Origin of the sequence: Thermococcus sp. LS2 (assembly GCF_012027375.1) — an archaeon.
In the GTDB taxonomy this organism is placed as follows: domain Archaea; phylum Methanobacteriota_B; class Thermococci; order Thermococcales; family Thermococcaceae; genus Thermococcus_B.
In genome coordinates, this window is sequence record NZ_SNUI01000001.1 from 145,481 (window position 1) to 160,048 (window position 14,568).

At 40.5% G+C, this 14,568-nt stretch carries 16 protein-coding genes; 9 read left to right on the plus strand and 7 right to left on the minus strand.

What is annotated here, in order from left to right; translation table 11 throughout:
• Positions 1-113 precede the first annotated feature (113 nt).
• Complete coding sequence (locus tag E3E24_RS00790; RefSeq protein WP_167886210.1) at positions 114-1,577, plus strand: S-layer protein; 1,464 nt, start codon at positions 114-116, stop codon at positions 1,575-1,577.
• Here E3E24_RS00790 and E3E24_RS00795 read toward each other — a convergent pair.
• On the minus strand, positions 1,561-2,148 hold the full coding sequence (locus E3E24_RS00795) for a DUF998 domain-containing protein (protein ID WP_167915502.1): 588 nt from the start codon (positions 2,146-2,148) through the stop codon (positions 1,561-1,563). The genes E3E24_RS00790 and E3E24_RS00795 overlap by 17 nt on opposite strands.
• 228 nt (positions 2,149-2,376) lie before the next feature.
• On the opposite strand from E3E24_RS00795, the gene E3E24_RS00800 reads away from it, so the two are divergent.
• The 4 genes from E3E24_RS00800 (at position 2,377) to E3E24_RS00815 (ending at position 7,328) form a co-directional block, all read left to right on the plus strand.
• Positions 2,377-3,549 carry an MFS transporter gene (locus E3E24_RS00800; RefSeq protein WP_167886212.1) on the plus strand — a complete coding sequence of 391 codons (1,173 nt, stop codon included), beginning with the start codon at positions 2,377-2,379 and terminating at the stop codon, positions 3,547-3,549.
• Positions 3,550-3,613: 64 nt separating this feature from the next.
• Positions 3,614-4,807, plus strand: coding sequence for an MFS transporter (locus E3E24_RS00805; RefSeq protein WP_167886213.1), 1,194 nt, complete (start codon positions 3,614-3,616; stop codon positions 4,805-4,807).
• 25 nt (positions 4,808-4,832) lie between these two features.
• Positions 4,833-7,058, plus strand: a complete 2,226-nt coding sequence (locus tag E3E24_RS00810; RefSeq protein ID WP_167886214.1) for a DHH family phosphoesterase — start codon at positions 4,833-4,835, stop codon at positions 7,056-7,058.
• 51 nt (positions 7,059-7,109) lie between these two features.
• Positions 7,110-7,328 carry a M20 family metallopeptidase gene (locus tag E3E24_RS00815; RefSeq protein ID WP_167886483.1) on the plus strand — a complete coding sequence of 73 codons (219 nt, stop codon included), beginning with the start codon at positions 7,110-7,112 and terminating at the stop codon, positions 7,326-7,328.
• Between the two features lie 100 nt (positions 7,329-7,428).
• Here E3E24_RS00815 and E3E24_RS00820 read toward each other — a convergent pair whose 3' ends face one another.
• From E3E24_RS00820 to E3E24_RS00835, 4 genes are all read right to left on the minus strand, one after another.
• Positions 7,429-8,607, minus strand: a complete 1,179-nt coding sequence (locus tag E3E24_RS00820; RefSeq protein WP_167886215.1) for an MFS transporter — start codon at positions 8,605-8,607, stop codon at positions 7,429-7,431.
• Positions 8,600-8,908, minus strand: a complete 309-nt coding sequence (locus tag E3E24_RS00825; protein ID WP_167886484.1) for a PadR family transcriptional regulator — start codon at positions 8,906-8,908, stop codon at positions 8,600-8,602. The genes E3E24_RS00820 and E3E24_RS00825 overlap by 8 nt, the downstream gene beginning before the upstream one ends.
• A gap of 76 nt (positions 8,909-8,984) precedes the next feature.
• Complete coding sequence (locus E3E24_RS00830; protein ID WP_346766020.1) at positions 8,985-10,004, minus strand: 4Fe-4S dicluster domain-containing protein; 1,020 nt, start codon at positions 10,002-10,004, stop codon at positions 8,985-8,987.
• Between the two features lie 348 nt (positions 10,005-10,352).
• Positions 10,353-10,745, minus strand: coding sequence for a PaaI family thioesterase (locus tag E3E24_RS00835; RefSeq protein ID WP_167886486.1), 393 nt, complete (start codon positions 10,743-10,745; stop codon positions 10,353-10,355).
• 101 nt (positions 10,746-10,846) lie between these two features.
• On the opposite strand from E3E24_RS00835, the gene E3E24_RS00840 reads away from it, so the two are divergent.
• From E3E24_RS00840 to E3E24_RS00850, 3 genes are read left to right on the plus strand one after another with little or no spacing between them, the layout of a single operon-like run.
• Positions 10,847-11,482, plus strand: a complete 636-nt coding sequence (locus E3E24_RS00840; RefSeq protein ID WP_167886216.1) for a hypothetical protein — start codon at positions 10,847-10,849, stop codon at positions 11,480-11,482.
• Between the two features lie 46 nt (positions 11,483-11,528).
• The gene (locus E3E24_RS00845) at positions 11,529-11,927 is read left to right on the plus strand and encodes a DUF2240 family protein (RefSeq protein WP_167886217.1); all 399 of its coding nucleotides are present in this window, start codon (positions 11,529-11,531) and stop codon (positions 11,925-11,927) included.
• 3 nt (positions 11,928-11,930) lie between these two features.
• Complete coding sequence (locus E3E24_RS00850; RefSeq protein ID WP_167886218.1) at positions 11,931-12,467, plus strand: nicotinamidase; 537 nt, start codon at positions 11,931-11,933, stop codon at positions 12,465-12,467.
• On the opposite strand, the gene E3E24_RS00855 is transcribed toward E3E24_RS00850, so the two are convergent.
• Positions 12,457-13,440 carry an AI-2E family transporter gene (locus E3E24_RS00855; protein WP_167886487.1) on the minus strand — a complete coding sequence of 328 codons (984 nt, stop codon included), beginning with the start codon at positions 13,438-13,440 and terminating at the stop codon, positions 12,457-12,459. The two genes, E3E24_RS00850 and E3E24_RS00855, sit on opposite strands and share 11 nt — an antisense overlap.
• A 105-nt stretch (positions 13,441-13,545) precedes the next feature.
• Here E3E24_RS00855 and E3E24_RS00860 point away from each other — a divergent pair, with 105 nt between their 5' ends.
• On the plus strand, positions 13,546-13,860 hold the full coding sequence (locus E3E24_RS00860) for a hypothetical protein (RefSeq protein ID WP_167886219.1): 315 nt from the start codon (positions 13,546-13,548) through the stop codon (positions 13,858-13,860).
• A gap of 39 nt (positions 13,861-13,899) precedes the next feature.
• Here E3E24_RS00860 and E3E24_RS00865 read toward each other — a convergent pair whose 3' ends face one another.
• Positions 13,900-14,361 (minus strand): hypothetical protein, encoded by a 462-nt coding sequence (locus tag E3E24_RS00865; protein WP_167886220.1) that lies wholly within the window; start codon positions 14,359-14,361, stop codon positions 13,900-13,902.
• Positions 14,362-14,568: the final 207 nt, after the last annotated feature.

The following is a 14,568-nucleotide window of genomic DNA, read 5'->3' on the forward strand; positions in this document are numbered from 1 at the left end:
GCCACTCTGGGGTCAATCATCAGTTCAGCATTGGATTCACTCATCATCGCACATTTAAAAATCTTGGGACAAAGTTATAAACTTTGAGGACAACAAAATTAAGGTGAGTAAGTATGAGAAAAGTTCTAAGCGTAATGATGTCTTTTTTGTTTTTAGTATCTATTGCTGGGGCTGTGCAAGGTTTTAACTTCACGATGAACTCAGCAAATGCAGTGATCGTTCTACCAACAACAAAGATAGTTAACGGACAACCACTCCATATAGGAGAAGACGCAATAACTGGATCAAGACTCGGAGCATTGCTTGTGCTGAAAGGGATTAGGCAAATGACATACTCCACATACGTTGATGTGCCAATTGAGTACCACAGCATTCTAATTGAGGACAACGACCAATGTTACAAATTAAACAGCATCGACATGCCAGATGTAGGGATCAACGTTAGCGATACGCCAGTGGGAGATGCAATTGTAATTGCTGTTAACTTTTCAAGAGTGTTGTACAATGACACTATCAAAAAAGCACAGTTCAACGATAGGAGCATTGAGATTATATTCAACGAAAACACAACTCCACTGAACCTTGGAGAAGAAACAAACAAAATGGTTTCTACTGTAGTTGATGGAAAAGACACACTCTACATCTATTCCTATGAAGAGAACTCTGGTTCAAAGGCACTAGGTGAGACACTTACAGTAGGTGGATGGAAGATTAAGTTCAGGGACATTGACACAGAGCAAGAAAAAACTCTTGTTGATATAACATTCCCGAGCGGATTTCCAAAGACCGATACGCTTTACAAGAACAAGTACTACATCCTCTATGTTGACGCAAACGGTGATGAAGACTTTGAGCCATTCGATACATACCCATCAGCAAGGATCCAAGAACTCCTGCAGAACGGAGTTAAGAAAATCTTCGTGTTTTCACCAACAGATTTCTTCATTGGAATTGGCGGAACAAGGCAAGTAACGTACAAGTACGAGTACTACGAAAAGATCAGAATGTACCAAGATGGAGAAATTTATGAAGGACAGTGGGTTTGGGACATTGACCCAGAAAACAACCTCTTCACTCTCTACCTACATGTTGATCCAGAAAACAACTTCCCAAAAGTTACACTTGGAGAGGGAGAAATGCTAAAGCTTCCAATTGGTGGACTCAACATACAGCCCGTGTTTGCAAAAGACGAGAACGGGGAGATAACAGGAATTGAAGGTTACAAATTTATCAGAATAGACACAATAAAGAAGAAAGTAACGGTGCCAACAACAAAAGCAGAAGTTACAAACGATGTAAATAAACTCATAATCGAAGACACACAGCTCACAGAGTTACCCACTGACAAGCATGTGATAATTGTAGGTGGATGGGTCAGCAACAAGGCATGGGAGCTACTAGAGCAAGTTTATGGCTCAAGCACAATCCAGAGCATAAAAGACGAAATAATGAGTAAAGGATACGTTATCAAGATACTCGACAATCCACGCAATCCAGAATACAAAGTCATAATACTCGCAGGCAAAGACTACACACTAACGAGAAAAGCCGTTGAAGAATTCATGGATGAGCTTTAATCTCTTCCTTTACTTCTTTTAGCATTTTATAACTGATTGCAACGATCCAAGAGAGTATAAAAACCGCGCCTATCATTTCTGGAACTGCCAATCCAACTTTTCCAAGAGTTGAAATCACAAGAATGAACGTAACAACGCTGCCTGCCATACTGAATAGAGAGAGCATTTTCTCTTTTCTCTCTTTAAACAGAATACCAGCATAGAATATTCCTGCCAAGGATAATAGGTAAAATAAAATCGCTGGAATTGAGTGTATTTTGCCGTATTCCTCAGGGAATACCCCAACTGCAATCAAAAATATCATTGCAATTGTAAGGATATGCATCACAGCAGAGTCAAAATATTTAACAGCAACTAGTGAAAAAACGATGCCAGAAAGTCCCATGAGGATTAACCCACAATTGAAAATGTACTTTGTTGGAACTTTAAGAGAACCTAAATCACTCAGAGCATTCTTGTAAAAGGAGAACCACGGGTTTAAGCTGATTGCAATTGTTAGCACAATAACAAATAGCACTGACAATGCAATGCCTGAAACAGCCCCAATTCTGAAAATTTTGTTAGATTTCATGGCTATGCAACATCTAAGATGTGAATCTTTTTAAAATTTTTGAAAAAAGAGGGCTTATTCAAGCCCCTCTGATTTAACCTAATTAGCGGAGTTTCGTCTGATTTTAACACTTAGTAATGTTTTTTACCTCCATTAATAAACTTTATGCTTCGTGTATATAACTATTGGTTACGTTCCTATTAGTTACGTTTCGACAAATTTATAAACGCTAAGATGCTAAGTTTAATTATGCTCAAAAAATTCAATAGAGATGCTAAGATATTGATAGCACTGAATGCTATAGGCCAGCTATTTCTCCAGTTCTCTTTCTTCATAATGCCCTTCTATTTGAGAGCGCTTGGATACTCCATGACAGACATGGGAATATTTTTCTCACTAAGAACATTTGTTGGTGCTCTGTTCTTCTTATTCGCTGGCCAGATTTCGCTGAAAATAGGTTACAAAAAATCTCTTCTCCTCGGGGCAATTTTAGGTTTTATTGGTAGAATACTTCAAGTTACAGCTCTGAACTATTATGCCCTCCTGCTTGGATTTCTCCTCGTTGGGGCAAATATGGGAATAAGACAGCCGAACTTCTCTGCTCTCCTTAGTGAAGAAGTAGGAGACGAGCTTAGGCATCATGCATTCTCAATAAGCTTCGGTCTAGGAACAATGTTCAATGCCGTGGGAGTTCTGTTAGCTGGCTTTATGCCAAATTTCTTAGAAGATACTTTTGGATTGACTCCCCAATTGGCATACAGATTAGTGTTAGCATTCTCATTTTTGCAGTTTTTAATCACTATCCCCGCACTTTTAATAATCAAAGACGTCCCAGTAGAGAACCCAAAAATACAATGGAGAAGAGAGTTAATAGTGAAGATCCTCAAGTTCTCAGTCCCCTCAGCAATAATAGGTCTTGGTGCAGGCATAACAATCCCCTACATGCAGCTCTACTTTGATATGCGCTTTGGAGTCACTTTAGCAGCTATAAGCGGTGTTTTCTTCTTCCAGCAACTAGTTATGGGTCTTGGCTCCTTTACACTTCCAAAGCTTGTAGACAGAATAGGTCCAGTAAAAACAATAACACTCTTTCAAAGCTCTGCAGCTTTGCTATTTGCTGTCTTTCCATCAATCAATATATTCACATTAGCCGCTTTCTTCTACATCGTAAGGAGCATATTAATGAACATCGTCTGGCCAATTAATGATTCCTTCATGCTGGGATTTTTCTCAACTGAAGAGAAAGCCACAGCTGTTGGGATCAGAAGAGCATTTTCAACCTTCATGCGTGGAATAGGGAACTATATAGGTGGATTCCTCTTTGGAATATCCCTCAGCTATCCCTTCTATACAACCGCGACTTTATACATAATTGCCACTCTTACATTTTACTTCTTCTTTGCTAAATACAACGAAGCTTAACTGCCTTACTAACATTGTTTAAGCGCTTCGACATGCTTATAAATGGATGCTCCAACTCTCAACCATGAGCCTTGAAAAATACAAAGGATTCAGTAGAGATGCAAAGCTGATTGTAGCTTATTCGTTCTTCGGCTGGCTAGGTGGAAATATAGTATGGTTTATCTTCCCATTTTACCTCAAATCCCTTGGAATGGATTTCACAAAGATTGGAACACTATTCTCGATCTCAACGATAGTCCAAGCTACTCTTTTATTGATTTCCGGGCAAATCAGTGTTAAACTTGGCTACAAAAGAACAATTCTGCTTGCATTGTCTCTATTCTTCACCGCCCGCTTGATTCAAGTTTTCGTACCCATCTTTTGGACCTTGTTATTATCTTCTGTAATTGTTGGAATAGCTATGGCACTTGAGTGGCCTTCTTTGATGGCTTTGCTTAGCGGGGAGGTAAGTGAAGAGAAGAGGCACTATCTGTTCACTCTAAACAGCGCTCTCGGAACAGCTGGAGCAGCTTTTGGAATGCTTTTAGGTGGAATACTGCCAAAAGTCCTTGATGGGTCAAACCCATATAGAAGAACTCTGCTCTTTGCAGCTCTTTTGATTTTGATTCAAATAGCTTTAATATCCTTTGTTTCCCCGGTGCTCGGAAAAGAAGAAAAGAAACTTAAGCTTAGGAGAGAGCTATTAGTGAAGATAGCAAAATTTTCAATTCCTTCAGCTTTAATTGGTTTAGGTGCTGGAGTAACAATCCCATATATGGGCCTTTATTTCAACTTGAAGTTTGAGACGAGTTTAGAAAGTATAGGCGGGCTGTTCGCTCTTCAGCAGCTTCTCATGGCTGTTGGAATGTTCTCCATGCCAATCCTAGCTGATAAAGTCGGAAGTGTGAAAACGATAGTGAGCTTTAACGGAAGCGCCACAGCTCTGATAATTGCTCTCCCCTTTGCCCCAAGCTTTCTGATAGCTTCAGTCATTTACATAGTTAGGACAATTCTTATGAATATCGTCAACCCAATATGGGATGCCTTTATGATGAGGTTTTTCTCTAAGGAAGAAAGGGCAGCTTCAATAGCATTGAGGAGCTTTGCATGGACGTCAACCTTTGGAATTGGCCAGTATCTAGGTGGAGTTATCTTCGATAAATCTTTAGTGCTCCCGTTTCTCATAACCGGCTTTCTATATGCGGCATCTATAGCTGTATTCTGGATGTTCTTTGCTGGATATGAAGAAAGAGTTATAAGCAACAGCACATCTTTTTAAATGACTATTCTAAGGGGTGAGCGAGATGGCAGTTAAAGATTGCCCAGAGTGCCATGGAACTGGGAAAGTAAAAGTAGGCGAGAAGGAGTGTGAGGTCTGCAATGGATGGGGCTATGTTCCGGCTGATTTCAAGCTCGGTGAGCATTTAAAAGGCTACAAAAATCTCGATTATTTCGGCGTTGATGAGGAGGTTGACGAGATCCCATGCCCAGAGTGTCATGGAAAAGGCGTCGTGCCTGTTTATGACACATGCCCAACTTGCGGAGGAACTGGGAGGGTTTTAGTCTGCGATATCTGCGGAAAAGTAAAAGAACCTTGGGAGCCTGGCATGGAGACAACTTGGGTCTGTCCAGAGTGTGAAAGAAAGTATAAGGTTGTCTACATACTCGATAAGACATGCGATTACGAAGATGTTGAAATCGGAAAGATTTACAAGGGTGTTATTGACAGAGTTGAGCGCTTTGGTGTTTTTGTTAAGCTCAATCCTCATGTTGTGGGTTTAATCAAGCGTAAGGATCTGCTTGGAGGCAAGGAATACAAGCCTGGAATGGAAATTCTAGTCCAAGTTTTAGATGTTAGGCCTGAGAAAAGGGAAATAGACTTCATAGAATCAGCATTAAGACAGTACAAGGAAGTAGTCGTAAGGAAAGAGCTCCCTGTTACGCCAATTGAAGAGCTCAGCGAAGAATTAGCCGGGAAGACAGTGAGAATAAGGGGCAAGATAATACAGGTTCAAGTCACGGGTGGTCCAACAGTTTTCACAATAACTGATGGAACTGGCATAACATGGGCAGCTGCCTTTGAAGCCCCAGGTGTGAGAGCTTATCCGAACATAAACGTTGGAGATATAGTTGAAATAATAGGAAAAGTGTCATTCCACGCTGGTGAAATCCAAATAGAGATAAGCGACATGTCAAGACTGTGGGGACCAGAGGCCGCTGAAGTCAAAAAGAGAATTGAGGAGGAGCTTGACAAAAAAGCACAGCCGGAAGATGTGGGCTTCTTGGTTGAGAGCGAAGTTCTTGAAAAGCTTAAACCAAAAATAATGAAGGCGGCCTTCATGATTAGGAGAGCAATCTATGAGGGGAGGCCCATTTTGCTCAGGCACCACGCAGATACAGATGGTTATGTCTCTGGATTGGCTTTGGAGAGTGCCATAGTTCCCCTCTTAAAGGAAGTCTCACCAGACCCAGAGGCGGAGTGGCACCTCTTCAAGAGAAGACCATCAAGAGCACCGTTCTATGAGCTTGAAGACGTCCTAAAGGACATAATTTTTGCTGTCGAGGATTCGATGAAGTTCGGTGAGCCTTTGCCGTTAGTTGTGATAGTTGACAATGGCGGAACAACAGAAGACATTCCAGCATACAGGAGGTTAAAGGCATATGGGGTTCCAATCGTTGTCGTTGATCACCACGACCCGAGAGATTTCATAAGTGAAGACAAAGCGGCAGTTGATGAGTGGGTTGACGTTCATGTCAATCCCCATCTTGTCAAGAGAGGCTACTATGAGCTGACAGCTGGAATGCTAGCAACTGAGCTTGCGAGGTTCATAAACCCGAAAGTAGAAGACAAGATAAAGCACCTCCCAGCCATAGCTGGAACTGGAGATAGGAGCAAGGCTCCAGAATTTGAGCAGTATAAGAAAATCGCAAAGGAAGCGAAAGGACTGGAAGAGGAGGACTTAAAGAAAATTGCCGAAGTCATTGACCATGAGGCATATTATTGGAAGTTCATGGATGGAAGGGGAATAATTGAGGAGATTCTGCTCTTAACTGGCAATCTCCAGAGGCATAGAAAGCTTATTGATGCAATCTATCCGGAGGTTAAGGCAAAACAAGAGAAAGCACTCAAAGCTTCTCTGCCTCATGTAAAGAGCATTGTTTTGCCAAACGGGATAAGGTTCAACACAATTGATATTGAGCTTTATGCTCCAAAGTTCGAGTATCCATCACCAGGAAAACTGAGCGGTTTAATTCACGACTACTTCAAGGAGAAATATGGTGAAGATTCGCCGATATTAACTCTAGCTTATGGTCCAGACTTTGCGGTGATTAGAGCGAGCGATGGGATGGCAGCTTATGGATTCGACCTCAACGAAATTATCAAGGTTCTTCAGGAGAAGCTCCCAGATGCGGGAGTAGAAGGTGGAGGACATAGCTACGCTGGTTCAATAAAGTTCTTTGAAGGCAAGAGAAAAGAAGTTCTTGAGGAGTTTGCAAAGCAGGTTGTTAAATTGAAGAAAAATGCTTAACCTCCTTAACTCTTTTATACCTCCAATCATAATTTCCATCTGGTGATGACGATGTTCATGGCGGAGTTCAAGCTTAGATACGGTTCTATGAAATGGTACGTCAGAAGGATTGTTGAGGCTGAAACTCTTGAAGAAGCGAAGGAGCTGGCAGAGAGATATGTAAAGGCAATAAACAAGGGAGAAGTTAAGTGGGAGCTGAACGATATTTATGAAGTTGACAAGCCCCTTACAATAACGAAGGAAATGGTGGAGAAGCTCGAAAAAGCTTAGCGAAGTTTTAGTGCCCTCATCTTTTTGCTCTCTATCATCTCCGTACTTCTTCTGTAGGTTCAGTAAGAAGATAGAAGAGTAAACATTACACAGAAAAACATTACTCCTCCCTAACTAACATCATCAACATCATAGCCAATGCACTCATTGCTGCTGCATAAAGAAAGCTGTATTTCAGCGAATAGCTCTGCCACAGCCAGCCTGCAATTACTGACGCTGGAAAGACAAATACTCCAAAGACTGTGTGATATGCTCCAATTATAGTTCCTTTCTCAAAGTCCTTAGCTAAATCTGCCATGTAAGCCCTTGGAATAGTGTCCTCAATTGCCAGATAGACACCGTAAAGAACAAATCCAACTAAGAGCATCCACAGAGTTTTTGCATAAGCAAATGTCAGAGCTGCCAATGTTGCAACTCCAAATCCAGCAGCAATAACGGCTTTTTTGCTAACTTTGTCCGAGTAAACACCTATTGGATAAGCTGATAGCGCATAGATAGCATTAAAGAGCGCATAAAAGCCCAAGCTCTGAACAACCGAATAGCCAAGCTCCTGAGCTTTCCACATTGTAAAAGCGTAGCTGTATCTTCCAAGAGCTCCAATAGCTATCACGAGCAAAAACAGCTCCAAATTTCTGCTCTTCAATGCTGAAATTCCTTTGATTTTCTTCTTAACTTCTCCCCCAGTGTCCTTTACAAAGAAGATTATTATTAAGATGCTCAATGCACCAGGGAGAGCTGATAGGAGGAAAATCCTTCTGTAGGCAACGTCAATTGGATACTTAGAGAATAAAGCCAAAAGTCCAATGGCAACTAACGGCCCAGCAAAGGCTCCCATGGTGTCCATCATCCTGTGAAAGCCGAAGGATTTACCCGTCTTTCCCTTTTCAGTTGACTCTGCTATCAAAGCATCTCTTGGAGCTGTCCTAACACCTTTTCCAACCCTATCAATAATTCTTAAGCTTAAAAAATCCCACCATGAGTGAGTGAATGCCAGAGCGCCTTTGGATATCGTCGAGAGAGCATAGCCGAGGGTTACAAAAACCTTCCTCTGCCTGAATTTATCACTGATATACCCAAAAATAACCTTAAAGAGAGAGCTCAAGCTCTCAATGAGACCCATTATAGAACCACTCGCAAGCTTCCCAATCTTCAAAACTTCAGTTAAATATGCCGGAACAATCGGTGCAATCATCTCGCTGCTCATATCATTGAGAAAGCTGACAATACCTAACAGAAATACGTTCCAGCTTATTCCAAAGATTTTCTTTTCTTTATTCATCGCAATCACCCAAGATTTCATTGCAAAGCTCTTTAACTTTCTTCTTGCCCTCTTCCAAAACCTCCAAGCCTTTTGGGGTTATTTCATAAAGCCGAATCCTCTTTCCATTCCTAACTTCCCATCTACTTTTTAAAAGCCCAGAAATTTCCATCTTATGCAAAAGCGGATATATCGTTCCAGGGCTAACTTCATAGCCATGCCTTCTCAGCTCTTCAATCATGAACACGCCAGTTATCGGTTCTTTACTTGCATGATGCAGTATGTGCAATCCCATGAAGCCAAGCAAAATGCGTCGTATCATATCGAACACCGATATCGAATTTCGATATTAGGGTTAAAAAGTTTATGCACCCAGCCGACAAAAAGGAAAGCCGTATTTATGGTTGTCCCTGCGTTTTTCTGGCAGATCTGCTCGACAGCCTTTCGTAAGCTGTTCTTATCTTTTCAAAGTCACCCTTAAAGAAGGTGCATTCCTTAATACAGACGCCGCACCCAAGAGTTCTGGAGAAGACTACCGCGCACTTTTCATAGTCTATGTACTGTCTACGTCCGTTTGGCAGGATTTTAGGTTCCGAATATATGGCTTTAGCCGGACATGCGAAGACACAACGGTTGCAGACTTCACAGAACTCCGGGATCCATGAGTACTTGTCCACGTTGGAATCGGTAAATGGGAGCTCTAAATCTGTGTATATAGCCGCGATTCTTTGAGATGGACCGTTTTTCTCGGAGATTAGAAGCCCATGTTTCCCGATATAGCCGAGTCCAGCTTTTTGAGCCAGTAAAACAAAATTTGTGCTGCCACCGATAGGAGGGTCAGGCTGTGCGTTGTATCCCCTCTTCCTCATGAACTCCGCCAGCTTGTAAACGGCCTTGCTGAGCTCAGCATAGGTTCTCCACACTTCTTTGCCCGCCGCTATGCTTGGGGCTTTGTTTATCTTCTCTTTATCCATGTCCATTATCAGAACAATCGCATTCTTGAAGAGAAGCACCCTGTTTCTGAAAATATACTCTCTTGGAACTTCTGTATAGCCAATGGCGGAAATTCCAAGCTTTCTCGCATAGGATTCTAATTCCCTGAAAAACTTTTCATCTGCCTTTTTCTTAGCATTGGGAGGATTCTTCTTTATGCTCATCACAGATTTCCGGGCATAAAAAACTGTTTTTAGAAGGTATGGGAGAACTGCGAAGAGCTTTAGGGCATGCCAACCAATGTTTCCACTAACGGCGATGACTTCTGGAACTCTCATGCCTATGGGAGAATTTGGAGAGGGTTCTATGAGTGGAGTTCCCTCTGGCACGAGTTTTCTAACGTCTGGGAGGATAAAAGAAACAAATTTCCTTGCAATCTTTACTTTCAGACCTTCTGGATGTTTCTTCTCTCCTAAATTTCCCACTCACACCACCTGGTAGGGTTTCAGGGAAAGATGTATATAAAATTGTTGTAACTAATTGAGTTACAAAATTAAAGATGAGTAAAATGGCAATAGTTAGTGAGGATATTATTGAAAAGATGAAACAAGGTAAAGAGAATCTTTGTTGAGGATGGGAAAGAGTCTATTTTGGTGTATGAAGAGAAAGGAATAATAAAGGATTAATTGTAAGAATTCCGTTCATCCCGCTGTTCCAAAGAATAGTGGTTCTGTACTTAATCGAAAGATCAATGAGAGGGGCTAACTAGTGTGATGATCTTAAAAAAGAAACAAAGAAACTTAAATTGTCCAGTATCGTGCGGCGGGGTTTTCTTATTTTTGCTCCAGCACATGCTTTTCCAAAACGTAGCAGTAAAATTTCCCTTCCAGCACTTTCTCGTTGCTCTGGTTGAAAACCTCAACATGAACTACTTTCTTTCTGCCCAAATCTTCCACAACTTTTGCTTTAGCTAAAAGTTCATCTCCAACTTTTACGGGCTTTGTGAACTTTACTTCAGCTTTTCCCAAAACAACTGTTGGCTCATTTACAGCAAGCATAGCAGCGTAATCAGCCAATCCAAAGGTAAAGCCACCATGAACTAATCCATATTCATCAACTTTCATCTCATCAATAGTCTTCAGCTTAACTTCTGCATACCCATCTTCAATTTTTATAGGCTCCCCAACCAATCGTTTAGAGGTCAAATTATGGGTTCTCTGCATGATGCTCACCAGTGTAACATAATATGCATGAAAATATAAACTTTTACATGCATGAAAAACTTTAAATATTCAATGTTAGCCTTATTATTACAGGTGGTTGGAAAGTGGCATATTACCAGCATGCTCCCGAGTATGGAGCTTATATTTTCATAATCCTCTGCTACTTCATTTTCTCATGGGCAATAATACTCCTTGGAGCTTACATTAACAGAGGAGCATTAATCAAGAACCCCAAGTTTGAAGATATTCCTCACGGAAAAAAGGTATTTCTTAAAAAATGGGCTCCTTGGCTCCTAATTGGCCTTTTGTTGTGGTCTTTCTCAACCTTCAAGCTCACTGATTACTATCTCTCAACTTACTCATTTGAATTAACAGGAACTCACTTTACAGCCTCAGCATTGGTTGAGGACATGAAAAGCAACGAAAGATACAGATTTGATGTTGAGGGAATTCAAAAACTCGGAATGCCCCACTATGGAGTATTAAAAGCATATAAGCTTCAGGATTCCACGAGAGAGGGATTGATAATAAAGAGAGTCAACCAAGTTGTGATTCTTCAAGGATATCCTCTCATTCCAGTGGTGAAGCTCTATATCTATGAAGTAGAGGGGAGCAAAGTGAAATCACTAAAGACAGCATACATATTTTTCCCACATTATCCAGGAGGAAAATTATCCGAAATATTTGACTTTCCGTTTGAAATGTTCTTCTGGGGTAGTGGAGGAGGAGTTGGAGCTTAGTAAAGCTTTTCTACTTCTTTTACCTAATTTTCCCCTGGTGGAGTGTGTGAAAGAGCTAAAAAATGCTATCCTCTATAAGGGTTCAAACGAATTTACAAAGCAAGAGTTAATTGGAATTCTAGTTGTCAAGCTAAGGCTGATGGGCGTTAAAGAGGCTAAAGGGCTTATAGAAGAAGCACTTGAGAAAGGCATTATCGAAGAAAAAGATGGAAAGCTCATAATTAACGAGGAAATCCTTGAAAAAGAAGAGAGTGAAGAGGATTTATTTACAAAAATGGTAGCGTACATTGCACGAAAACTAGGCTGGACTGAATTTGAGGTCCTCGAGGATATAAAGAAGTTCTCCGAGAGATATGGGAGTTTGGATAAAAGGATTGTAGCTTATCTTTATGGAATTGACAAGGGAATTGACATGTCAGAATTTAAAGACAAACTGGAGGTGTAAGAAGTGGAGGCCTTGATAGTTGTAGATATGCAAAAGGACTTCATGCCCGGCGGAGCTTTGCCAGTTCCTGACGGAGATAAAATAATTCCAAAGGTTGAGGAGTACATTAGAAGATTCAAAGAGAAAGGAGCGCTGGTTGTTGCTACAAGAGATTGGCATCCTCCAAATCACATAAGCTTTAAGGAGCAAGGAGGTCCTTGGCCAAAGCACTGCGTTCAGAATACAGAAGGGGCTAAATTTGTAGTGAAGCTCCCAGAAGATGCGATAATAATTTCAAAAGCAGATAAACCCGACAAAGAAGCATATTCAGGTTTCGAAGGCACGAATTTGGCAGAAATTTTAAAGGAGAAAGGCATTAAGAAAGTTTACATCTGCGGAGTTGCGACAGAATATTGTGTTAAAGCAACTGCATTAGATGCTTTAAAGCATGGATTTGATGTTTACATACTAAAGGATGCAATTAGGGGGATAAATCCAGAAGACGAAGAAAAAGCCCTCAAAGAGCTTGAAGAAAAAGGAGCAAAAATAGTTATGCTGTAAGCTTCCTCCATTCTTTTAATAGCGCCACTACCAAGTTTAACACTATTGGGCCTATTATCAAGCCTTTAACTCCAAAGCTCCACGCACCACCAATCATTCCCACGAGAACCATGACTTCATCGAGCTGTGCCCCTTTTGCAACGAGCTTTGGTCTTATTGTAAAATCTGGAAGTGGAGATACAAATATGAAGCCGTAAACTGCCAAGAGCACTGCTGTTAGCATATTTCCGCTCTTAAAGAGATATACAGCGCCAGCTAACCATATCATCCAGCCTTCAAAAAGTGGAACGAAACTAAAGAGTATGGTTAAAAATCCTGCAATTACTGCTGTTGGAAGGTCTGAAACTCTGAATATTATGAATCCGATTGTCATTAAAATACCCTTGGCTATGTTGAGGAAAAGCCAAGCCCTAATTAAAGCCTGAAGGGTTAAATCCGCCCTCTTCAATAATTTTTCTGCTAATTCTTTGTTTTCCTGAGGTAAAAGCAGAGAAATCTGCTTCTTAATGGCATCAGAGTTTAAAAGAAAGTAGTAGAACATGACAACAAATATAACAAGCTGGAGAAGGTATCTTGGGATTGAAAATGTATATGAGAGTACATATTCAGAGAACTTGGGAGTGAACTGTGCATAGAACTTTTGGACCACATTGCTTAGCCCAAAAGGAAGAGCGAGGGTTTGGCTCCAAGATATGAAAGCAATAACATTCTCATAGAACGACATTAAAACGCTTTTGAATATTAGAATCAGTTCAATTGTTACACCCGCTACAATAAGTATTAATAGGGCAGTAAGTACAAGGGCTGACTTCTTGACATTGATTCTACTTGAAAGGCGTTTATGGATAGGATAAACGGCATACGTGAGAATTGCAGCAAAGAAAATTGGGGATAACAACTGTGAAACCGTGTTCCACGCTAGGTAAAGAATTCCTATAACAATACCTCCCCAAACAAGGAATTCTGCTTTCATAAAGCTCACCAGTAAAATTATTATTGTCTTGAAGCTTTTTAACTTTTGGCTTCTCTGAGATAATAATTATATTCCCGGCACATATTCATTAAATGAGGGATAGCTATGGAAGAAGAGATGCTCAAGAGGATTAATGAATACATCGAATCAGGAGATGAGTACTTTAAAGAGGGAAACTACAGACTGGCGTTTAGGTCTTATCTTGAAGCTATGTACAGCATAAGCGTTTACCTAATCTACAGGGATATAGGAATTCTATTGCCCCCAGGCGGTGCTTTAGGAATGATTAAAATTAGATACCCAGATATATACGAGGTGATAGAAAAGTACATTCCATATGAAGCCAGAATAACAAGTGTTGATGAGGCTGTTGTAAAAAACATTAGAGAAGATTTAGTAAAGATACACGAGAGCATTTAGAGTCCGATTACTCAATTAATAAGATAGCACAAAATAGAATTAGGACCGCAAATATGAGGAATCTATGATACCATCCTCCTCTTCACTTTCCCAATCTTTTTCTTCTTCAAGCAGTGTAAATAGAGTTTTCTTGAAACCTGGGACTGTCCACAGAATGATTATTATGTACACATTGGCGTTTATCATGTGGCCATGAGGCTCCACTGCAAGAACTAAATAATCCCCTTTCTCCCCCAGAATTTTAATTCTCGACACTGCAAACTTTGCGTATCCATACATATTCTTTCCATTGTCTCTCCAGAAGGATATAAACTCAAGTGAGTGAGATTTGTAGAAGATATCAATGAGCGGTAAAGCTGTCTTAGCGGAGATAATTGGATACCTTTTGTCCTTGTGAACCAAAAACATTGTGCCCCTTGCGGTACCTATGTGAAGTGAGCTACATAAGTTGTCAATATACACACCTAGTGCCCTTTCTACATTAGAATGTAACATATCCATCATAATCACCACCGTGTATGATACATAATTTGACACAATTTATTCCCAGATATGAACTGATTGTATGAGAAGAACAAAAATAAGTAATAAGTGCAGACTTCACTTATCTGGATGCATTTCACTTGTATTACCTCCCGATTTATAAACACACAAGATTTGAGAAAATTTCCCAAACCTTCCAAATTATCTAGTATCGTGAGATATTTC

What these genes read in the sequence shown, in the direction of transcription:
- E3E24_RS00805 (WP_167886213.1), top strand. Translation starts at nt 3,614, where the DNA reads ATGAGCCTTGAAAAATACAAAGGATTCAGTAGAGATGCAAAGCTGATT.
- E3E24_RS00815 (WP_167886483.1), top strand. Translation starts at nt 7,110, where the DNA reads ATGTTCATGGCGGAGTTCAAGCTTAGATACGGTTCTATGAAATGGTAC.
- E3E24_RS00820 (WP_167886215.1), bottom strand. Translation starts at nt 8,607, where the DNA reads ATGAATAAAGAAAAGAAAATCTTTGGAATAAGCTGGAACGTATTTCTG.
- E3E24_RS00825 (WP_167886484.1), bottom strand. Translation starts at nt 8,908, where the DNA reads ATGATACGACGCATTTTGCTTGGCTTCATGGGATTGCACATACTGCAT.
- E3E24_RS00810 (WP_167886214.1), top strand. Translation starts at nt 4,833, where the DNA reads ATGGCAGTTAAAGATTGCCCAGAGTGCCATGGAACTGGGAAAGTAAAA.
- E3E24_RS00790 (WP_167886210.1), top strand. Translation starts at nt 114, where the DNA reads ATGAGAAAAGTTCTAAGCGTAATGATGTCTTTTTTGTTTTTAGTATCT.
- E3E24_RS00860 (WP_167886219.1), top strand. Translation starts at nt 13,546, where the DNA reads ATGGAAGAAGAGATGCTCAAGAGGATTAATGAATACATCGAATCAGGA.
- E3E24_RS00855 (WP_167886487.1), bottom strand. Translation starts at nt 13,440, where the DNA reads ATGAAAGCAGAATTCCTTGTTTGGGGAGGTATTGTTATAGGAATTCTT.
- E3E24_RS00865 (WP_167886220.1), bottom strand. Translation starts at nt 14,361, where the DNA reads ATGGATATGTTACATTCTAATGTAGAAAGGGCACTAGGTGTGTATATT.
- E3E24_RS00800 (WP_167886212.1), top strand. Translation starts at nt 2,377, where the DNA reads ATGCTCAAAAAATTCAATAGAGATGCTAAGATATTGATAGCACTGAAT.
- E3E24_RS00795 (WP_167915502.1), bottom strand. Translation starts at nt 2,148, where the DNA reads ATGAAATCTAACAAAATTTTCAGAATTGGGGCTGTTTCAGGCATTGCA.